This window comes from Malaciobacter sp. (genome assembly GCF_055140965.1).
Genome location: NZ_JBSRRO010000037.1, coordinates 1 through 20926 on the forward strand (window position 1 = coordinate 1; position 20926 = coordinate 20926).

Genomic DNA, 20926 nt, shown 5'->3' on the forward strand with positions numbered 1-20926 from the left:
AAAAAAACTTATTCCAACTGCAATTAAAGTTTCAGTCAATAAAAAAGTTACTCCCACATTATTTTTTTTATCAATATCATCTTTTTCAATAGAGTGAGCTAAAAAAAAGTATCTATTTTGTTTTTTATTAGTGTTTAGTTTAATTATCCAAGTTAAAACTTTTTTATTATTTATTTCATGCTCAATTGGCATATTCTCTTTTGAATTTAAAATTTGTTCTAAAGTCAAACTACCTGTTGGAATATTTTTTACATTTGAGAGTAAACTTAGTGTATATCTACTCTTTTTTTCTTTATCTTTTTTGATATATAAAACTTGTTTTTTATTTTTTACAAAGCTTGGATTTAGCCAAAAAAGAGCTGTTTTTGAACTACTTAAACTTGAATCATATAATAATTTAGTATTAATATACTCTTTTAAATTTTTTTCAAAACTCCAATGATTAGGATTTAAATCTTGTTTAGAACAAGTAAGAGATATAATTTTATTTTGTTTTTTAATTTTGTAATTGTATATATATGCAGTTTTATTTCTAAAGGATTTACTTTGTTCATTTATACTTTTTTCAATCCACTTATTAAATATTTTTATACTATTATAACTTGAATTTATATTAGTTAAACCATAAGAACACCTATTTATTATTTTATTGTTAGCTAAAAAATCTAATATTTTTTTATCTTCTAATAACATATTGTCTGAATCTATTTTTTCTAATTCATTTTTAATTTTCTCTTTGTTTAATTTTATTTCTAAATCAGTTTGCATTTGCAATGATTTTCCAGTAACTTGAAATTGTACTTTTGTTAATTGAAGAGTTTTTGATACATAATCTATGACTTCTTTTTTATTTTTATCTTGAATTTTTGGTAAGATAAGTATTGCTCGAACTATTGAAAATATTATAATAAAAACAAAAAAAGATAAAATAATTTTTGAAGTAAAAGATAGATGCTTTAAACTTAATATATCAAATATTTTTTTTAATAACATTTACTCTATAACCCTCTTCATATAAGTTTTCAAAAGGATTAAAACCTAATTTGTTTTTTAATCTATATATTAGTGATCTTAATTTAGACAAATCATAAACATCCTCTCTCCATATAAAATTGAAAATAGTATCAAAGTTTATTACTTTTCCTGCTTCTTTTGTTAATATGTAAAAAAGTTTTTTTTCATTTTTTGTTAGTTTGATGATATTATCATCAATAAATAATTCGCAAGTTGTTTTATTATATTTTATATTTTCTTTTAAATATACAAAATCATTTTCTTTATTTTTAAATATCTTTTTATTTTTAAAAAAATATTGATGCTTGTGCATTGCTGTATTAATTGCAACTTTTAACTCTTCATTTCTACAAGGCTTAATCAAATAAGCATAAGGCTCTGCCTCCATTGCTTCACTTAAAATTTTATCATTATAATATGAAGTAAGAAAAATAATAGGAATATTAAAATTCTTCCAAAGATAATTTGCTACTTCAATCCCTGTTTTTGATGAATTTAAATTTATGTCAACAATTGCAAGATCTGGATAATTATTTTGTGCATATAAAATCGCATCATTTGGAGAAGTTGCAATATTACTTACATTAAGTCCAAATTTTTTTAATTTTAATTTCATAGCCATTGCTAAGATTGGTTCATCTTCGACTATTAATACATCAAACTCTTTATTTATAATTAAATTGCTAGACAATATAAACCTTTTTGTATAATTTTGATAATCATATTCAGTATTGTATACAAAGAAGATTAAAATAACTTTATACTATTTTATCAATTGATTTTAATAGTTACTATTAAAATGTCATTTTTTAATCATTATTCAAAGTTACAATTAGTATAAATTTAATACTTTGGAAGAAAAATGAAAATAATTAGATTTATAATTGCTTCATTTGGAGGTTATTTATTAACCTCATTAGCAACGATAACACTAACACTTGGTTTACCATTTGAAAATAAAGCAGAAGCTACTTTATTTGCTTCAATGATATCATTTATGATTTGGCTTTTAATAATTTTATATGTATTTAGTAATGTACAAATTAAAAAACTACTCTTTCAACTAGCAAGTATATGCATCACTCTTTTTATAATAAATAATCTTTTAATGTTGGAAAGTTAATCATGGAAAAAAGTTTTAAAGAATCAATGAGATGGCTTCACACTTGGAGTGGATTAATTGTAGGTTGGATTTTATTTGCGGTTTTTGTAACAGGAACTTTTTCTTATTATAAAGATGAAGTTACTTTATGGATGAAGCCTGAATTACACTATTCAAAAGAGTCTAAAAATAGTTTAGATATTGCAAAACAAAAAGCTATAGAATTAGCACAAAACAACTCTAATATATCAATAATTTTACCAAATAGTCGCTCAAATATAATATCTGCGATGTGGCGAGAAAAAAGTGATAATTCCCATAGAGCAAAAAGAGTATATCAATACTATGATGCATCAAGTGGAGAAAATATAAACACAAGACAAACAGCTGGAGGTAACTTTTTATATAGATTTCATTTTGAACTATATGGTTTTCCAAGATATTTTTCAAGATGGGCAATTGCACTAGCAACAATGTCTATGTTTGTAGCTATTATTACAGGAATTATTATACATACAAGAATATTTAAAGATATATTTACATTAAGAGCAAAAGCTAATCCAAGAGGTTGGATGGATGCACATATAATTCCAGCTGTTGCAGCATTGCCATTTCATATTATGATTACTTGTTCAGGTTTACTTTTATTTGCAAGATTAGTAATGCCATGGGGAATGCAAGCAGCTTATGACGGTGATTTTAGAGAATATAGAAGTGATTTAAGTAACTTAAAACAAACACAGATTATTCATCAAGATATAGATAAAAAAGCTCAAAATGAGTCTTTAAGTTTAGAAAATCTAGATAAAGTTTTAATAAATGCAAATAAAGTTTGGCCTAATAATATTGGTGGTTTTTCTATTAGTAAAAATAAAAATGGCTCATATGAAATACAAATTAGACCAAAAGAAACATCTTCTATTTTTAGTTCAAAATTTGAAAGAGAATACTTAACATATGATGCAAATACTGCAAAGCTTATTTCAAAAAATATACCTCCAACAACAAATAGCAATATAATTAATACAAATACAACTTTTGCAACTTTACATCGAGCAATATTTGCAAACTCTACAATGAGATTTCTATTTTTTATTTGTGGAATAAGTGGTATTGTTTTAGCAGGAACTGGCTTAGTTTTATGGATAGAAAAAAGAAAGAAAAAACAAAAAATAAATACAAGCATTGGTTTTAAGCTTGTAGAAAAACTTAATATTGGAACAATTACAGGTTTATTTATTGCAATTGGAATATTTTTTATTGCAAATAGAGTAATTGAAGTAAATATCGAAAATCGCCACCTTTTAGAAATAAATACTTTTTTTATAGCTTGGTTACTATGTTATGTACATAGCTTTTTAAGACAAAGCAAAAAAGCATGGATTGAGCAGATGATTATAACATCAATTATCTATTTTTCTATTCCAATTTTAAATGCACTATTTTGGACAAAAGATTTATTAAATAGAGAAATAATGTATTTTTATTTTGATTTATTCTTTATTTTAACTGCTATTGTATTTGCAATTGGTTCATATTTTTTAATAAGAAATTCAAAAAAAGGTTTAAAATGATAATAAGTGCATATATACTATACCTAGCTTTAATTTTTTTAAGTATTAGCATGAATAAACACTATAAAGTAGTAATTAGTACTAATATAAACAAAAACTACCAAATTGCATCAAAATTATTAGGAAATGCTCTTTTAATAATCAGTTTCATTTTATTTATTAAAACTACTGGCTTATCTCTTGGAATTACTTATTTCTTTGGATTTTTGGCACTTTATATAATAATTATAGCTCTATTTTTAACATATAAACCAAAACTACTAATAATTACTATATTTGTTTCTTTTTTATTTTGGGTATTAATAAAGTTTTTACTTAATTAATACCTTTATTTTTAATATCAATTTTAATATTGATTATCAAAATATCATTTTTCTATCATTATATCTTACTACAATTATGAAATCACAAAATACACAAGGGGAATTAAATGAACATAAAAAAACATTTTATTACTTCATTGGCTTTAGTAAGTTCTATTACTGTACTAAATGCTAATAATACAAAATTAAATGATGTAACTGTAGTAAGTGCTTCTGGAATTGAGCAAAATATTGCTGATGCAGCAGCTACAATTTCAGTTATTACAAAAGAAGAGTTAGAAAAGAAATCTTTTACAGATGTTACAGATGCATTGAAAAATGTACCTGGTTTATATGTTAATGGTGGTGGTTCAAACCAAAGTATTAGTATAAGAGGTATGGCAAAAGAGTATACACTGTTTTTAATTGATGGGAAACCCATGCAAGGAAATAATGCTTTCAATCCAAATGGTAGTTTAAGCGGTGCGCCAATAAACTTTTTACCATCAATTGATAGTATTGAAAGAATTGAAATTATTAGAGGTCCAGCCTCATCACTTTATGGTTCAGATGCAATGGGTGGTGTAATTAATATCATCACAAAAAGAAATACAAATAAAGTTACTGCAAATATTTCAACAGAGTATATAAAAGCTGACTCATCAAATAAAGTAAATAATGACTCTATTCAAACAAATGCATATATTAGTTTACCTTTGATAAAAGATTTATTATCAGTATCAATTAATGGTTCAATACTAAACCAAGATGAGAGTAACTTTAAAAGTTCAGGTGCTTTAAAAGCAGGTAGTGATCCAGATTTTGAAAGAAAAAATATAGGAACAAAATTTACATTAACTCCTGATAAAAATAATACAATAACAGCATCTTATGATTATAGAGTTCAAGAAAGAACTTCTAATCCAGGAAAAAGTATTTCAAAAACTTATATTGATAGAAAAGGAAATCTTGTAGAGAATGAAGTATCTCATCAAAAATCTGTAAATTATGCTTATAGTCTTATGCATCAAGCAAACTATGATAAATTTCTTATAAACTCATATATCAATTATGAAAAAGCAAAAAACAATTCAAGAGTTAATGAAGCAACAGGAAATGGTATTGAGTTTGAAACTCTTACTTTTAATACTCAAGGAACATATTTCTTTGATAAAAATACAACTTCTATAGGATTTAATTATAAAGATGAAACCCTTGAAGATGGAGCAACAAGTTCACTTGATGATAGCATAGTAGAAATGAATAGATACCAATACTCTTTCTTTGCTGAGAATGAATGGTCAATTACACAAGATTTAGCTTTAACACTTAGTGGTAGATATGATGATAATGAAGCTTTTGGAAGTAATTTTAGTCCAAAAGCATATGCGGTTTACCATTTGACAGATAAATTTACTTTAAAAGGTGGAGTAACAGCAGGTTATAAAGCACCTTCATTAAGACAAGCTGCTCCTGATTTTGCAGGAATATCAAGAGGTGGTGTTATGATTGGTAACCCTGATTTAGAACCAGAAGAGAGCTTAAATTATGAAGCAGGATTAGCTTACAATGATTATGATTTAGGATTAAAAGCCAGTTTAGTAGCTTTTCATACAAAATTTGAAGATAAGATTCAAAGAACAGGCAAAATATGTGCACCAAACCAACCTTGCACATACAAAGGAACATCTTATGAACCTCATAAATATGGGTATACAGCTTATGAAAATGTTGATGAAGCTGAAATTGAGGGTATTGAATTAACAACAGATTATAATATTACAGATAATTTATTATATAGACATTCATATACATATACAAAATCTGAGCAAAAATCAGGGGATAATAAAGGAAGACCTTTAAATGATATTTCTAAACATATGTTTAATGCTGGATTAGATTGGGAAGCAACAGGAAAACTTAACCTTTGGACTCAAGTAAACTATAGAAGTAAAACAGCAGGAGATATTTCAAGAAGTGGTGAATTAAATAAACAACCATCATATACATTTGCTGATGCTGGATTAGTGTATGATGTTGCAGAAAATATCATTTTAAAAGCAGGGATTTATAATCTAACAAATAAAGAAGTAACTACAGATGATGGTTATGACAATGTCTTAGATGGAAGAAGATATAGCTTCTCAATGCAATTAAAATTCTAATATTTCAATAAAGTAAAGAAGAGTAATCTTCTTTACTTTAACCTTCATTATTCATATCTTAAAGCATCAATAGGATTTAATCTTGCAGCTTTTCTAGCTGGGAAATATCCAAAAATCACACCAATTAATGTAGAAAATATAAAAGCAATTATAATAATTTGAGTATTAATTATAAAAGGCAATTCCATAAAATGAACTGCAAAGTATCCAATTGATATACCTAAAATTATTCCTATAATTCCACCAAGAGTAGATAACACTATAGATTCAACTAAAAACTGCAATAAAACTTCGCTTTCCATAGCTCCAATTGCAAGTCTTGTTCCTATTTCTCTTGTTCTTTCTGTGACTGAAACTAACATTATATTCATAATACCTATTCCACCTACAAGTAAAGAAATAGCTGCAATTGAGCCTAAAAGATAAGTTAACATTTTTGTTGTAGAAGTCATAGTTGAAAGTAAATCTTGCATATCTCTTATATAAAAGTTATTCTCTTCTGATTTTTTTATAGCTCTTCTTTCTTGCATTAATAAAATAATATCTTTTTTAGCTTGTTCAATATTTTTACTTTCATTAATTGAGATTAAAATTGATTTAATATCTTTATTACCTTGTATTTTTCTTTGAAACATTTTTAAAGGTACTACAATAATCTCATCTTGATCTCTTCCAAATGCAGCTGCACCTTTTGATTCTAAAACGCCTATTACTGTACAAGCAAAGCTATTAAGTCTTACTTTTGCACCAAGAGGATCTTGATTATCAAAAAGCTGTTTTACAATAGTTGTACCTAAAATACAAGAAGTTTGTCCAAAGCTTAGTTCATTTTCATCAAACTCTCTTCCACTTTTTAATATCCAATCTTTAATAACAAAATAATCATTACTTGTTCCTATAATACTTGTTGTATAGCTTTTATTTGAATATATTGCATTAACCGAGCTACTATTTTCAGCTGCAATTGCTTTTATATTGACAATTTGATTTTTTATAGCATCTATATCTACTTGTTTAAAAGCTCTTGCACTATTATCACTTCTTGGTTTTCCTCTTCTTTCTTGCCCTACTCTTAAAGTTAACATATTTGTTCCAAGCTTTGATATATTTTCTTGAACATTTGCAGTTGTTCCATCTCCAATCATTACCATAGCAATTACAGAAGTAACTCCAATTACTATTCCTAAAATTGTTAAAATAGATCGTAAAATATTTCTTTTTATCTCTTTTAAAGCTATTAAAAAGGCATTTATTAACATTATTTATATCCTTTTTTAAGAGTTTTTTCTATATGCCCATCTCTAAAGTATATAACTCTATTTGAATATTTTGCCATCTCTTCTTCATGGGTTACCATAATAATCGTAATTCCTAACTCTTCATTTAAATGTTTTAATAAATCCATTATTTCAACACTTTTTATACTATCAAGATTTCCAGTTGGTTCATCTGCTAATAATACTAAAGGATTTGTTACAATTGCTCTAGCAATTGCCACACGCTGTTGTTGTCCACCTGAAAGCTGAGCTGGAGTATGATGAACAACACTTCCTAGTCCAACTTTATTTAAAGCTTCAATAGCAAGTTCTTTTCTTTTTTTAGTAGAAACTTTTCTATATATTAAAGGTAACTCTACATTTTCTAAAGCACTTGTTCTTCCAAGAAGATTAAAACCTTGAAATACAAAACCTAAGTAATTTCTTCTAATAAGTGCCATTTGGTTTCTATTTAATTTTTCTACATTAATTCCATCAAAAAGATACTCTCCACTTGTAGGAAAATCTAAACATCCAATCATGTTCATAGAAGTTGATTTTCCACTTCCACTTGCACCCATTATTGATACAAATTCACCTTTTTTTATACTAAGACTAACTTTGTTTAAAGCATATGTTTTAGCTTCTGCTTTTCCGTATGTTTTAACAATATCTTTAAACTCTATTATTGTTTTATCATCATTCATTAAATGCTCTTTTGAGAAATAACAACTTCATCATCAACTTTTAAAAGATTTGATTCAATACTTGTAAATCTTCCATCTGTTTGTAAAACTTTTACCCTTAGTTTTTTTAGCTTATTATTTTCTAAAATATAGACTGTTTTATAAGATAAGCCTGCTAGTTCTTTAGACTTTTTACTTTTTCTATCTCTTCTAAAAGGTCCTGTAAAACTCATACTTTTCTTTTTAACTTGCTCAATATCAGTTGGTTCAAATCTTAAAGCACTATTTGGAACAAGTAGTTTATCTTTTAACTCAGTTGTTATAATTTCTGCAGAAGCAGTCATTCCTGGTCTTAATAAAAGTTTTGCATTATTTACTAAAGCTACTGTTTCATAAGTAACTACTCCACTCTCTTCTACAGGATTAAATCTTACTTGTTTTATTTTTCCTTTAAAAATCTCTTTTGGATATGCATCAACTGTAAAAGTTACATCTAAACCCTCTTTTATATTTGCAACATCAGCTTCATCAATACTTACAATTAAATCCATTTTTGACAAATCTTTTGCAAGGGTAAAAAGTGTTGGTGTTGACATAGAAGCAGCAACTGTTTGTCCTACTTCAACAGCTTTATTTAAAACTATTCCATCAATTGAAGATTTTACTTCTGCTTTATCTAAGTTTTCTTGATCTGTTTTTAAGTTATATTCAGCTTGCATAACTTTTGCTTTTGCTGCTTCATATGAAGCTTTTGAACTCTCATATGAGAACATTGAATCATCTAAATCATTTTTTGAGGGATATTTTCCCTTTGATTGTTCAAACATCTTAAGCATTCTTTCATAATTTAGCTTTTTATTTTTAACATTTACTTCACTCTCTTTTAGGTTTGCTTTTGAAATTGCAAGTGAAGCTTTTGAGCTATCAACATGGGATTTTAATTTAGTTGTATCAAGTTTTGCTAAGATCTGCCCTACTTTAACCTTATCATTAAAATCAACATAAATCTCTTTTATAGTTCCAGATACTTCTATTCCAATATCTACACTATTTGTTGGATTTAAATTCCCTGTAGCCATAACAGATATTTGTAAATCACCCTTTTTTATTTTTTGTGTAATATAAGATATTTCTTGATTTTTATTGTCATTTTTTAATATAAAAAAATAGTAAGAAATAGCCAAAAGAATAATAACTATAGTTATTAAATAAATATTTTTTTTCTTTGAACTATTACTTTTTGAATGTGCATTTAATTGCTCTTGTAAAGTTGAATCCATTAGTTATTTGCCTTTATTTGAAAGTATAATTTTGCATATTCAAGCTGCATATCTATACTATTTATTGCTAAATCATACTCATTTATTTTTTTTGTATTTTTTAATATTTCTAAATCATATTTTGAAGACATTCCAGCTTGGCTTGATACTTGATTTATTTGTATTAAATCATCATACAACTCTATATTTTCATTTATTATTTTGTTGTAGTTTTTATAAGTTTGTATTTTTGTTAAAGTCTCATCAAACTCTTTTTGTATTTGATTTTTTAAATCAATAAGATTGATTTTTTGTTTTAAAGCTTCTAATCTTAACTTTTCTAAAGTTGCTTTTTTATTTATATCATATAAAGGCATTGATAAACTCAAGCCAATAGAACCAGAGTTATTATCATCACGATTATTAGAGATTAAATCTTCATTTTCACTATATGATAAATTTGTAGATAAAGTTACCTTTGGTAAATAACTTGCTTTTTGTTTTTTATATGAAGTATTTGCTAAATTAGCCAATGAGTCTTCATAAAGTAATTGAATATTTTTCTTTATATAATCACTTTTATTTATATTTGAAAAATCAATCAATTCTATTTGTTGATATTTTAACTTAGTATATTTTTCTAAAATTAATTTTTGTTTTTTTAATGAGTTTTTTAGATTGATATTTTCTTTATACTGATTATTTTTTGCCATTATTGCATTATTTAACTCAATAATATCACTTTTGCCATTTTCATATTGAATCTTTTTTAAGATAAGTTCAATCTCTTTATTTTTTAACTCATAATCACTTTGCTCTAATTGTATATTGATTTTTTTTATTTGCAATAAAGTTTCATAAACTGTTTGTAAGATCTGATTATTTTCATTTTGCCAATTTAAAAAATCTGATTTTAATTTTTCATTTGCATACTTAATAGTAAACTCAATTCCTCCAGACTCATATATACTTTGTGTAAAGCCTAAAGAGACTGTTTTGTTTAATTTATCATTTTCATCACTAAATGAATGACTTCTATTAATATTTGAACTTATATTAATAGGAGAGATCCATTGATTTTTTGACTTTTCATGGTCTTGCTTTATTATCTTTTTATCTAAACTTCTTAACTGTTTTTTCTCTTTATTTAAAACATCTAAGTTTTGAGCATGCAAGTATAGACTTAAGAAACTACTTAATAGTAATATCTTTTTCAATTCATCTCCTTTATGAATAGTAATTATAAGTAAGCACTCTAAACCATTATTAAATAGTAGTTTAATGATTTATTAATAACACTAATAATGAGTATTTATATCAATAAATATAAAGAGTAATAACTTAAACTAAAGCTTATAAAAGCTTTAGTTTTACTTTTTTATAAAATCAAGTCTACAACTTCTTGTTTCTTCTAAAATTGCTTGAGATAAGACCTCATCTTCTATAATAACATGCTCAATATGTAATCTTTCTAACTCTTTTGCTTCACTTTTTCTTCCAACTTTTACTATCGTTTTTGTATTATGTGTCAAGTCATCAATTACTTCACATATTAGTGTTAATTTTTCAGGGTTATCAATTGCTACTACAATTGCTGCTGATTCTTTTATATTTATTGATTGAAGTATTGTTTTACTAGCAGCATTTCCAAAAATTATAGGTTCATTTTTATCTTTTCCTATTTTGTAATACTTCATATTATGTTCAACTATTACATAGTTTCTATGTTCAGCTTTTAACTTTTCAACTACTTCTTGACCTAAATGTCCATAACCAATCACTACAATATGACCTTTTGTATCATCAGCTATTTGCATACTATTTACTATTTGCATCGTATCCTCAGGTAATATTCTAGCTGCAATTGAAGATAGATTTTTTAATACCAATGGAGTTAAAAGCATTGAAATAACTATTGTTACAATTAAAATTTGTGAATATGTTGGGTCAATTAAAGATTTACTTCTTGCTAATTCTAAAACTGCTAGAGAAAATTCACCTATTTGAACTAAAGATAAAGCTGTTTTAAATGCAACTCTTTTTGTATCATCAATTCTTACAAGTAAATAAATAATTATATATTTTAAGCCTAATAAAACAGGAAGCAAAATTAAAATAGTAAAAATATGTTCAGCTATTACTGAAAAATTAATTTGCATTCCAACTGTTATAAAAAATACTCCTAAAAGAAGATTTCTAAAAGGAACTAAGTCAGCTTCTACTTGATGCTTAAATTTTGTTTCACTAATCATCATACCAGCAATAAAAGCTCCTAATGAGTGTGAAAAACCAAAATAATAAGCCATATGAGAAGCTCCAATTGCTACTAATAAAACAGAAGCAACAAAAAGCTCTTCTGATTTAGATTCACTAACATATTCAAAAAAAGGTTCTAATAGATATTTTCCAGTTACATAAAGAAGCAAAATTAAAATAAAAGCAGCAACTGTTGTTTCAAATATTATATTTGCAATAGATTTACTATCATCCATACTAAAAATTGAAATCATAAGCAAAATAGGAATTACCCCTATATCTTGCATAATTAAAATACCTAAAACTCTTCTTCCATAAGGCTTTTTAATATCTCCACTTTCATTATAAATTTTTAATACTATTGCAGTTGAAGAGAGTGATAAGGCAGCCCCTATTACTAAAGAGGTTTTATAATCAAAACCAAGTATATACATACATACTAAAAAAACAAAAACAGTTGTTACAACTATTTGTAAACCACCTGTTACAAGTACCTCTTTTTTCATTTTATTTAAATGGTCAATTGAAAATTCTAAACCAATTGTAAACATTAAAAAAACTATACCAAACTCTGCTATTTCTTTTAAATCATGATTATTAACAGCATTATGTAAATCAAATAAATAAGCAATAATCGTACCTGTTGCAATATACCCTATAATAGTTGGAAGATTAAATCTTTTTAATAAAAGATTTACCATAACTGCAATGAATATTGTCCAAACGATAATCCCTAACATCTATTTTCCTATAATTTGTTTATAATACATCTGTTTATAGCCCTCAAGCCTTTTTTTATAAGCTGAGTTTAACATAGCATTTTTTGAATCTAAAAAATCAATTGCTAAACACTCTTGCCCATCTCTTCCAATTCTTCCTAAATACTGAATAAGTCTTCCATAATATGAAATTGGTGTTGCAAAAAGTATTGTATTTAAATGAGGAAAATCTATGCCCTCACCAAAATATGAAGTAGTTGCAAGTACCAAATTTTTTGTTTTAACTTGCTTCATATTTTCATCTTGTTCTTTTTTATTCATGCTTCCATGAATACAAACATAATCAATACCTTCACTACTTAACAAATCCTCAAGTACTTTTAAATGTTCTATTCTATCGCTTAAAACTAAAATTTTTCTTGTAATAAAAGTTTTGATTTGTTCCAAAATCAAAGAATTACGGTTTTTATCTATACATAGTTCATTTATTAATGTTGCATAATTATCTGCATTACTTTCAAAATCTGTTCTAATTACTTTTAATCTATTTAAACTTGTTTTCTTTTTTACATGCTCATATGATATATCACCTAGTTGTTGAAATAAAATAGGATCTAATCCATCTTTTCGTTTAGGTGTTGCACTAAGACCTAATATATATTTTCCATGAAACTGCTTAATTATTTGTTCAAAAGTTACAGCTGGAATATGGTGACACTCATCTACTATTACAAAAGAATAATCATTTATAATATCAGGATCATTTTTCAAACTTTGCATTGTTGCAACGTCAATTTGACCTGTTAATTTATTTTTTCCTTTTCCTAAGTAACCTATATCTTTTTTATCATATTTAAAATAATCCACAAACCTTTGAATCCATTGTGTTAACAACATATTTTTATTAACAATAATTAAAGTACTACAAGCTCTAAGCTCTATCATCTTTGCACCAATTAAAGTTTTTCCAAAACCAGGAGGTGCAACACAAATAGAAAAGTCAGTTTTTAATATATTATCAATTGCATCTTGCTGTTCATCTCTTAGTGTAAAAAGCACTTTTTTTGTTTGAATTTTTTCAAAATATTTTTTATCATCAAGTAGATATTTAATACTATTTGTCTTAAAAAAATCCAATGTTTTATAAATAAGTCCCCTTGGAAGTTTTAAATACTTTTCATCTTCTTCATAATTTTTTATAACTCTTGGAGTATTATATAGTGGTTTTCTAAGACTTAAAAGTACTTTTATTTGTGGGTTTTCAAAACTAGCAAAACTTTTTAGTTTATTTATTAAGCCTTTTGATAAGTCCTTTGTTGGAATATATAAAAAATCATAAATTATAAGTTTTAACTCAAAACTTGGAAATATTATCTCTTCAAAAGTTGTTTCATCAAAACTTTTTATTTTCTCTTCTTGACATAAAGGTATAACTTGTTGTTTTTTTACCTTTGCAACGTTATTTAGGACACTCCATTGATCATCATAAACTTTTGAAGTATTAATATCAATAAAAACTGTTTGATTGTTTTTTCTATAATTTAAATGAAGAGGTAAAGTAATATATGAACCTAAATTTGCCTTTGTAGCAAACTGTTCTTTAGGAAAAATCTTTGCAGTTATATTTGCTCTTCTTAAGATTTCATTTGCAAATAAATTTGCCATTTTTGCACTAATTTTTTCTTCAAAAAATATCCAAGCTTTTAAACTATCAAATGGTGTAATTTCATAATATGCTCTAATATTTAAAGAGTTTAAAGTTATTTGTAACTTAAACTTATCCTCATCTAAAAGTTCAAATACAACATATTTACAAGAATTAGAATGATCTATTACATATGTTGCTATATCATTTAAACCTCTTAGATGAAGCTCAATCTCTTGGTTTGTTAAAGGTATAAAATCCTCACCCTTAAAAGTTTGTGTTACAGGAAAATATTTTTGTTTTTTATTATCTTTGCTAATCCATTTTTTAGCATAAATATCAAATCTATTTACAAATAATGATTTGAAAAGTTCAATTTTCTCATTTTTTGAAAAAGATTTATTTAGCTTTTTTTCATTTTGAAGTTGAGCCTCTAAATATTTTATTTGCTCTTCAATACTTCTTTTTTGATTATAAAGCTGTTCTAATCTTTCACGAATTTTTATCATGTGTAATTGGTTTTGGTGATACTATAATATTATTAATTTTTTGCTCAATTTCACCATATCTACTTGTAAGTTTTGAGCCTTTTCTAATACCTTGCCCTTCGAATTTTCCTTCTTCTTCAATTACTAATTCATTATATTTTATTTCACCTATTACTTTTCCTGAAGATAATACATGAACTTCATTGCAATCTATTTTTCCATCAAATAATCCACTAACAATTAAATTATTTGCTTTTATATCTCCAATTACTTCACCTGTTTGACCAATAGTAATTACATCAGCTTCTAAAATAACACCTTCAAATTTACCATCAATATGTACAGTACCTTCTGTACTTATTCCTCCAATAATGCAAGTGCCAGAAGCAATTACTGTTGCACTATTTTCTTGTGATCGCTTATTAGTTTTACCAAAGATTCCCATGGAATTCTCCTTTGTTTTTTAAAAATCGTATCATAGTTTTTCATATTCCATTTTGTGAAATAATAAGGACTAATTATCTTTACTCCATATCTAATTTCATAATGTAAATGAGGTCCTGAACTTGTTCCACTATTTCCACTAAGCCCAACTAGCTCACCTTTTCTTATAACTTGTCCTAGTTTAACTTTTGTTTTATTTAAATGTGCATAAACAGTTTGAAAACCATATCCATGCATAATTTTAACAACTCGTCCAAAACCACCTCTATCTCTTGAACGAACATAACTTACAATTCCATCAGCAGTTGCATAAACTTTAGTTCTCATTCTAGCTCTAAAATCAATGCCTCTATGAAACTTCTTTTTTTTAGTTATTGGATGTGTTCTATAACCATAACTTGAAGTAATCACTGTCTTTTTTAAAGGACTTCCATTTGGAATTATTTTTAACATAAAAACTTTTTCAACTGTAGTCATAGTTGCTAAAGTTGCTCTTTTTATAGGGCCTGCATCATCATCTTTTTTTATTCCTATTATCTCTTCAAGATGATCAAGTTTTGAACTCAACTCTTCTATATCATCAACTTTACCCTTGATTTGATTAGAGTAAAAACTATTTTGAGCTAATAACTCTTTCTCTTTTTTTTCTAAAGATGAAATTTGTTCTTCTTTAGTCTGTTTTACTTGTGTTATTTCTTTGTTTAAATATGAAATCAACCAAAAACTGCTCCCTAAAACCACTACTGCAACAACTATAAAAATTTTAAGAAATTTTCTAACAAATTGATGTATATTATATGATTTTGTTCCACTTACGTCTGATACTGTAATAATTAATCTATTTTTCATCAACACCTAAAAAACCTAAAAATTTTTCTACTACTAAAAAAGAACCAAATACTAAATACTCTTTATCTTTTTTTAGTTCAAGATTAAAACTTGCCATTATATTGTAACTTTTACAAATTTCTAATAAATTCAGTTTATCTACAATTCTTTTATCATCAATTTCAAGAATAATTACTTCATCAATTATAGGTTTTAAGACTTTTAAGACCTCTTTGTAATCTTTATCTTTATAAGAATTGTATATTAAAGTAATTTTTTTATCTTTAAAATGCTCTTTTAAAGCTCTTGCAGCTAAAGGATTATGTCCAACATCTATAGTGATATTAGATGCTATTTTTTCACATCTTCCTTTTAATTTTACATCATCAAATAACTTTAAATCAATATCTATATTTAAAAACTCTAAACATGAAATCACTAAGTGTAAATTATTTATTAAATATCTAGGAAAATCAACACTAAAACTATATTTATTAAAATCTTCTACAAAAGCAATACTTATTTGTTTATTAAACTCATTATTAATCTCTTCTTTTACTTTTAAAGCACTCTTTTTTACACTTTCATGTATTTGATAACCAACAATCATCTGCTTATCACATGCACGCATTTTAGTTCTTGCTATTTCTTCAACACTATTACCTAAAAAAGCTTGATGATCTAAATCAATTGTTGTTATTAAACTAAGATTATTTGTTACAACATTAGTTGCATCAAACTCTCCTCCAAGTCCAGCTTCCAAGATTATATAATCACATTTTGAACTAATAAACAAAGCAAGTAAAGTTGTGTATTCAAAATATGTAAGTTTTTCTAAAAGTTGTAAATTAAGAATGTTTTGTATTTTTTTATGGGTATTTTCAAGTAGTTCATCACTTACATTATTTCCATTTAACCAAACTCTTTCATTGAAATTTGTAATATGTGGTGAGCTATAATGAACTACATTAAAATCTTTTTTATATAAATAATGAGCTAAAAATCTTCCTGTACTACCTTTACCATTTGTTCCAACAATATGAATTACATATGGTAAATCAATATGGCTTTTTAGACACTCCCAAGAGTTTTTTACTATTGAGAAATCTATTTTGTCATAATAAAGGGTTTTGTACTTTAAAAACCCTTCTAAATCAATATCTTTCAAATTTTCTTGCATTTTTAATCTACTTTTTAAAAGAGTAAACTGCAATTTTTGAGATAACCTCTTCTAAAGCTTTTGAAGCTGCATTTTTAATTGCTTCAAATCTTTTTGTATCTGTTATTGTTGTTCCCTCAATAGAAAACTCATGAGTTCCAGACACATTAAATGAATTATTGTATTCACTATTTTCATATCTTACATTTATATTTACATTTGCTCTATAAAGCTTCGTAAAACCTTGTTTATCATAATCTAGTTCATTCATAGATACACTACCAAGTTTTAAATAAATAATCGTATCTGCTTCATCTTTATTTGTAACTAGTTTTGCATCTAGCCTATGTACTAAAAGTTCATTCATTGCATCTTTGATTAAAACCGAGTTTTTTGGATCTTTTAAATTCACAAATAAATCAACAAATACATTTCCTTTAATTTGCTGTTTTGCATAATAACTTGAAGGCTTATATCCACACCCTACTAAAATAGATATTACAAAAAATGAAATTAGTACTAATAGACTCTTTTTCATTACTAACCTTTTATTACTAAATTAACCAATTTATTTGGTACTACAATTTCTTTTATTATTTCTTTATTTTCAATCCACTTTAAAGCAACTTTTTTTGCTTCAATTAAAATATCTTCTTTTGATGTATTAGGAGCTACTTCAATTTCGCATCTTTTTTTACCATTTATTGTAACAGCTAAAACTATTGAATCAAGAGAAAATACTTCTTCTTTTATTTTTATTTTACTATGGAAATTTTGTTTATCAAATAGTTTATCTGATAATTCCCAACAAGTATGAGGAATAATTGGTTCTAAAATATTTGTCAAAATATAATATCCCTCAGCCCAAACTAAATCATTTTCTTGAGATTGTAAAGCATTTAAAGCTTCCATAGCTCCTGCTATTAATGTATTAAAAGTATAAGTTTTTGTAAATACATCATTTGCTCTTTTTAATGCTTCATAAACTTTTTTTCTTGCTTCTTTTTCTGGTTTTGATAAAGAAGAGTGTTCAATATTTGCAAAATTACTTGCTGCTTCACTTGTAACATGAGAACTTCTTTGAACAAACTTTTTAATAAACTTAAAGGCTCCATCAACAGCACTATCATTCCACTCTAACTCTTTTGTTGGAGGCGCAGCAAAAAGAATAAAAAGTCTTGCCGTATCAGCACCATACTTTTCTACAATAGAGTCAGGATCAACTACATTTCCTTTTGATTTAGACATTTTTGCACCATCTTTAAGAACCATTCCTTGAGTAAGTAACTGTTTAAATGGCTCTCTTGAATTTATATATCCTAAATCATTTAATACTTTTGTAAAAAATCTTGCATAAAGTAAGTGTAAAATTGCATGTTCAATTCCACCAATATACTGGTCAACATCCATCCAATAATCAGCATCCTTTTTAGAAATACCCTCTTTTTGCCATTTTTTATGATTTGTAGCATATCTTAAAAAATACCAAGATGATTGAACAAATGTATCTAAAGTATCTGTCTCTCTTGTTGCTTCTTTTCCACACTTAGGACAAGTGCATTTTTTCCAAGATTCATGGGTATCTAAAGGATTCCCTTTTCCTGTTATTTCAACATCTTCTGGTAATGCAATTGGTAAATTTTCTATTTTTTCAGGTACTAAACCACAATCATCACAATGTACAAAAGGAATTGGAGCTCCCCAATATCTTTGTCTTGATACTCCCCAATCTCTTAGCTTGTAGTTTATTTGTTTTTTACCAATTGAGTTTTGTTCAAAGTAATAAATAATTGCTTTTTTAGCTTTATTACTTTTAAGTCCTGAAAAACTTTCAGAGTTTATCAATTCTCCATATTCAGTATAAGCTTCACTTGGATTATCAATAATACCATCAGTTCCAACAATCACTTGTTTAATTGGCAAGTTATACTGTTTTGCAAACTCAAAGTCTCTTTGATCATGTGCAGGAACTGCCATAACAGCACCTCCACCATATGAAGCAAGTACAAAATTCGCAGCCCATACAGGAATAGATTCACCTGTTAATGGATGTATAACATCAATCTCTAAAGAAACACCTTCTTTAGGCATAGCTGCTCTATCTCTTTCACTCACCTTTTGCATTGCTTTAATAGCATTTATTTTATTTTCTGGAAGTAATTTATTGTCAATAATATATTTTACAATAGGATGTTCTACTGCTAAAGCTGAATATGAAACTCCATAGATTGTATCAGGTCTAGTTGTAAATACCTCAAATGAATTAAATTGCTTATCTAATTTGTAGTGAGACTCTTTTGAAAGTTCTAGCTCAAACTCTAAACCTTCACTTCTTCCAATCCAGTTTTCTTGCATTGTTAAAACTTGACTTGGCCAAGAACCATCTAAAGTTTTTAACTCATCAAGTAACTCTTGTGCATATTTTGTAATAGCTACATAATACCCTGGCATCTCTTTTTGTTCTACAGGAGTATCACATCTCCAACAACATCCCTCTTCTACTTGCTCATTTGCTAAAACTGTATGACAAGGCTCACACCAATTTACAGTAGTTGATTTTCTATATAAAAGTCCTGCTTCATACATTTTGATAATAAACTCTTGTTCCCATTTTGTATAAAGTTCATCAGATGTAGCAAACTCTTGATTTTCAGAAAAAGACAAACCTAAAGCTCTCAACTCATTTCTCATATAATCAATATTTTCATAAGTCCATTTTTTAGGATGAAGTTTGTGCTTAATTGCAGCATTTTCAGCAGGCATTCCAAAACTATCCCATCCAATTGGATGTAATACATTATAATCTGCTTTTCTAAAATACCTAGCAAAAGCATCTCCTAAACAGTAGTTTCTAACATGCCCCATATGAATTCTACCACTTGGGTATGGGAACATACTTAAAATATATTTTTTTTCTTTTTTTGTATCTTCACTTGGCTCAAAACTACTGTTTTCGCTCCAGTATTGTTGCCATTTTCTTTCTATATCTTGTGGATTATATTCCATTAATAAATATCCTTACTTTCGCTTTTTGCACTCTCAATTAGTGCTAATGCTATTGAGAAAAGATTTGCTACAACTGCACCTATTGCTAATGCAATTGATAATCTTTCATCACCCGTAAAAGTCAATACCATAAACGCAGGAATTAAGTGTAAATCTGCAACTAAAGAACTTGCCAAGAGTTCTGCTGCTAAAAGATTTTTTACACCAATTTTTAAAATAGTTGATATTACGTTTACCCCTGCTGCTAAAAACAGCGCAACTGCATTTGGTTCATAGATAAAACCTGCTGTTGTTGTGAGTGACATGAGTGAGAAAAATATATAAGTAACCTTGCCCCAATCCATATTAATCCTTTGATTTTCTATTTTAATTGAAGCAAATATGATATCTAAAAAAGTATAAAATGAGGCTTTTATACTTAATTAGAATAGAAGTAAGAAAAAAGTTATTGCTTTACTTTTTTTCTATTTTTGATACTTTGAAAAAATCTTACAATTAGATATAACATTACAAGTTTAATAACAATTTGAACAATTGTATATAAACCAAATCTGTTAAATTCAAGTTCAAATGGATTGATTATATTATGAAATAATAAATTAAAAGTTACATCATCTGTTAAATAAAAATATATTCCAAGTAAAAAATACATTACTAAAAATAAAAATTGTTGTCTTCTCATTTGAATTACACTATAAACAAAATGCCAAACAAAGAAACTTACAAAACCTGCTATTAATAACTCTCTTAAAATACCTTTTTGAATATGAATAACATACTCTTTTGCCATAGGTAAATAATAAAATTCAATAATTGAAGATATAATCTCTAAAATAAATATCCATGTTAAGGTTAAATACCAATCAGTACCATTTTTTGAAGTATATTTATCAAAATTATATAAAAACCCTTTTTTTTGTAAAACTGCTTCGCTCATTTATTATTCTCCTTTTGTTGTATCTATTTTATTAAAAAAACAATTAAAATAAACCCAAGTGAAAAAAAGAGAATATTTATATCTAA

The 20926-nt window shown here is 26.3% G+C and carries 18 protein-coding genes and 1 pseudogene; 4 read left to right on the forward strand and 15 right to left on the reverse strand.

The genetic code is table 11. The features are described from left to right. Positions 1 to 993, reverse strand: a pseudogene (locus ACTCCZ_RS10415) (hypothetical protein); the annotation flags it as partial. Beyond that, on the reverse strand, positions 971 to 1705 hold the full coding sequence (locus ACTCCZ_RS10420) for a response regulator (protein WP_079579691.1): 735 nt from the start codon (positions 1703 to 1705) through the stop codon (positions 971 to 973). The gene ACTCCZ_RS10420 and the pseudogene ACTCCZ_RS10415, both read right to left, overlap by 23 nt. Positions 1706 to 1876: 171 nt before the next feature. Between ACTCCZ_RS10420 and ACTCCZ_RS10425 the strand changes: the two genes are divergently transcribed. The 4 genes from ACTCCZ_RS10425 (at position 1877) to ACTCCZ_RS10440 (ending at position 6157) form a co-directional block, all read left to right on the forward strand. Then, positions 1877 to 2137 carry a hypothetical protein gene (locus ACTCCZ_RS10425; RefSeq protein ID WP_079579690.1) on the forward strand — a complete coding sequence of 87 codons (261 nt, stop codon included), beginning with the start codon at positions 1877 to 1879 and terminating at the stop codon, positions 2135 to 2137. A gap of 2 nt (positions 2138 to 2139) precedes the next feature. After that, positions 2140 to 3690 (forward strand): PepSY-associated TM helix domain-containing protein, encoded by a 1551-nt coding sequence (locus ACTCCZ_RS10430; RefSeq protein ID WP_079579689.1) that lies wholly within the window; start codon positions 2140 to 2142, stop codon positions 3688 to 3690. Then, positions 3687 to 4013 carry a DUF3325 family protein gene (locus ACTCCZ_RS10435; RefSeq protein ID WP_079579688.1) on the forward strand — a complete coding sequence of 109 codons (327 nt, stop codon included), beginning with the start codon at positions 3687 to 3689 and terminating at the stop codon, positions 4011 to 4013. The genes ACTCCZ_RS10430 and ACTCCZ_RS10435 overlap by 4 nt, the downstream gene beginning before the upstream one ends. A 107-nt stretch (positions 4014 to 4120) precedes the next feature. Then, positions 4121 to 6157, forward strand: a complete 2037-nt coding sequence (locus ACTCCZ_RS10440; RefSeq protein ID WP_079579687.1) for a TonB-dependent receptor domain-containing protein — start codon at positions 4121 to 4123, stop codon at positions 6155 to 6157. Positions 6158 to 6204: 47 nt separating this feature from the next. Here the strand turns inward: ACTCCZ_RS10440 and ACTCCZ_RS10445 are convergent, their stop codons facing one another. From ACTCCZ_RS10445 to ACTCCZ_RS10505, 13 genes are all read right to left on the reverse strand, one after another. Beyond that, complete coding sequence (locus ACTCCZ_RS10445) at positions 6205 to 7416, reverse strand: ABC transporter permease (protein WP_079579220.1); 1212 nt, start codon at positions 7414 to 7416, stop codon at positions 6205 to 6207. Then, entirely contained in the window at positions 7416 to 8120 is a 705-nt protein-coding gene (locus tag ACTCCZ_RS10450; protein ID WP_079579218.1) for an ABC transporter ATP-binding protein, read from the reverse strand. Before ACTCCZ_RS10450 ends, ACTCCZ_RS10445 begins: the two co-directional genes overlap by 1 nt. Beyond that, positions 8120 to 9379 carry an efflux RND transporter periplasmic adaptor subunit gene (locus ACTCCZ_RS10455; RefSeq protein WP_079579216.1) on the reverse strand — a complete coding sequence of 420 codons (1260 nt, stop codon included), beginning with the start codon at positions 9377 to 9379 and terminating at the stop codon, positions 8120 to 8122. Before ACTCCZ_RS10455 ends, ACTCCZ_RS10450 begins: the two co-directional genes overlap by 1 nt. Then, positions 9379 to 10575 (reverse strand): TolC family protein, encoded by a 1197-nt coding sequence (locus ACTCCZ_RS10460; protein ID WP_079579214.1) that lies wholly within the window; start codon positions 10573 to 10575, stop codon positions 9379 to 9381. The genes ACTCCZ_RS10455 and ACTCCZ_RS10460 overlap by 1 nt, the downstream gene beginning before the upstream one ends. A gap of 153 nt (positions 10576 to 10728) precedes the next feature. Continuing rightward, the gene (locus ACTCCZ_RS10465; protein WP_079579212.1) at positions 10729 to 12354 is read right to left on the reverse strand and encodes a cation:proton antiporter; all 1626 of its coding nucleotides are present in this window, start codon (positions 12352 to 12354) and stop codon (positions 10729 to 10731) included. Further along, entirely contained in the window at positions 12355 to 14487 is a 2133-nt protein-coding gene (locus ACTCCZ_RS10470) for a DEAD/DEAH box helicase (RefSeq protein WP_079579210.1), read from the reverse strand. It lies immediately after the preceding gene. Beyond that, a complete protein-coding gene (locus ACTCCZ_RS10475) occupies positions 14471 to 14911 on the reverse strand; it encodes a bactofilin family protein (RefSeq protein WP_079579208.1) in 441 nt (146 codons plus the stop codon). The genes ACTCCZ_RS10470 and ACTCCZ_RS10475 overlap by 17 nt, the downstream gene beginning before the upstream one ends. Then, positions 14857 to 15759, reverse strand: coding sequence for a peptidoglycan DD-metalloendopeptidase family protein (locus tag ACTCCZ_RS10480; protein WP_079579206.1), 903 nt, complete (start codon positions 15757 to 15759; stop codon positions 14857 to 14859). Before ACTCCZ_RS10480 ends, ACTCCZ_RS10475 begins: the two co-directional genes overlap by 55 nt. Further along, positions 15749 to 16918 carry a bifunctional folylpolyglutamate synthase/dihydrofolate synthase gene (locus ACTCCZ_RS10485; RefSeq protein WP_079579710.1) on the reverse strand — a complete coding sequence of 390 codons (1170 nt, stop codon included), beginning with the start codon at positions 16916 to 16918 and terminating at the stop codon, positions 15749 to 15751. The genes ACTCCZ_RS10480 and ACTCCZ_RS10485 overlap by 11 nt, the downstream gene beginning before the upstream one ends. A gap of 7 nt (positions 16919 to 16925) precedes the next feature. Continuing rightward, on the reverse strand, positions 16926 to 17435 hold the full coding sequence (gene lptE, locus ACTCCZ_RS10490) for an LPS assembly lipoprotein LptE (protein WP_079579204.1): 510 nt from the start codon (positions 17433 to 17435) through the stop codon (positions 16926 to 16928). A gap of 2 nt (positions 17436 to 17437) precedes the next feature. Then, positions 17438 to 19903, reverse strand: coding sequence for a leucine--tRNA ligase (leuS, locus tag ACTCCZ_RS10495; protein WP_079579202.1), 2466 nt, complete (start codon positions 19901 to 19903; stop codon positions 17438 to 17440). Next, positions 19903 to 20247, reverse strand: coding sequence for a DUF6394 family protein (locus ACTCCZ_RS10500; protein WP_079579201.1), 345 nt, complete (start codon positions 20245 to 20247; stop codon positions 19903 to 19905). Before ACTCCZ_RS10500 ends, leuS begins: the two co-directional genes overlap by 1 nt. Positions 20248 to 20348: 101 nt before the next feature. Then, a complete protein-coding gene (locus tag ACTCCZ_RS10505) occupies positions 20349 to 20840 on the reverse strand; it encodes a hypothetical protein (RefSeq protein ID WP_079579199.1) in 492 nt (163 codons plus the stop codon). Positions 20841 to 20926 lie beyond the last annotated feature (86 nt).

Coding starts and splice junctions, on each gene's coding strand:
- ACTCCZ_RS10425 (WP_079579690.1), top strand. CDS start 1,877: ATGAAAATAATTAGATTTATAATTGCTTCATTTGGAGGTTATTTATTA.
- ACTCCZ_RS10430 (WP_079579689.1), top strand. CDS start 2,140: ATGGAAAAAAGTTTTAAAGAATCAATGAGATGGCTTCACACTTGGAGT.
- ACTCCZ_RS10435 (WP_079579688.1), top strand. CDS start 3,687: ATGATAATAAGTGCATATATACTATACCTAGCTTTAATTTTTTTAAGT.
- ACTCCZ_RS10440 (WP_079579687.1), top strand. CDS start 4,121: ATGAACATAAAAAAACATTTTATTACTTCATTGGCTTTAGTAAGTTCT.
- ACTCCZ_RS10445 (WP_079579220.1), bottom strand. CDS start 7,416: ATGTTAATAAATGCCTTTTTAATAGCTTTAAAAGAGATAAAAAGAAAT.
- ACTCCZ_RS10450 (WP_079579218.1), bottom strand. CDS start 8,120: ATGAATGATGATAAAACAATAATAGAGTTTAAAGATATTGTTAAAACA.
- ACTCCZ_RS10455 (WP_079579216.1), bottom strand. CDS start 9,379: ATGGATTCAACTTTACAAGAGCAATTAAATGCACATTCAAAAAGTAAT.
- ACTCCZ_RS10465 (WP_079579212.1), bottom strand. CDS start 12,354: ATGTTAGGGATTATCGTTTGGACAATATTCATTGCAGTTATGGTAAAT.
- ACTCCZ_RS10470 (WP_079579210.1), bottom strand. CDS start 14,487: ATGATAAAAATTCGTGAAAGATTAGAACAGCTTTATAATCAAAAAAGA.
- ACTCCZ_RS10475 (WP_079579208.1), bottom strand. CDS start 14,911: ATGGGAATCTTTGGTAAAACTAATAAGCGATCACAAGAAAATAGTGCA.
- ACTCCZ_RS10480 (WP_079579206.1), bottom strand. CDS start 15,759: ATGAAAAATAGATTAATTATTACAGTATCAGACGTAAGTGGAACAAAA.
- ACTCCZ_RS10485 (WP_079579710.1), bottom strand. CDS start 16,918: ATGCAAGAAAATTTGAAAGATATTGATTTAGAAGGGTTTTTAAAGTAC.
- lptE (WP_079579204.1), bottom strand. CDS start 17,435: ATGAAAAAGAGTCTATTAGTACTAATTTCATTTTTTGTAATATCTATT.
- leuS (WP_079579202.1), bottom strand. CDS start 19,903: ATGGAATATAATCCACAAGATATAGAAAGAAAATGGCAACAATACTGG.
- ACTCCZ_RS10500 (WP_079579201.1), bottom strand. CDS start 20,247: ATGGATTGGGGCAAGGTTACTTATATATTTTTCTCACTCATGTCACTC.
- ACTCCZ_RS10505 (WP_079579199.1), bottom strand. CDS start 20,840: ATGAGCGAAGCAGTTTTACAAAAAAAAGGGTTTTTATATAATTTTGAT.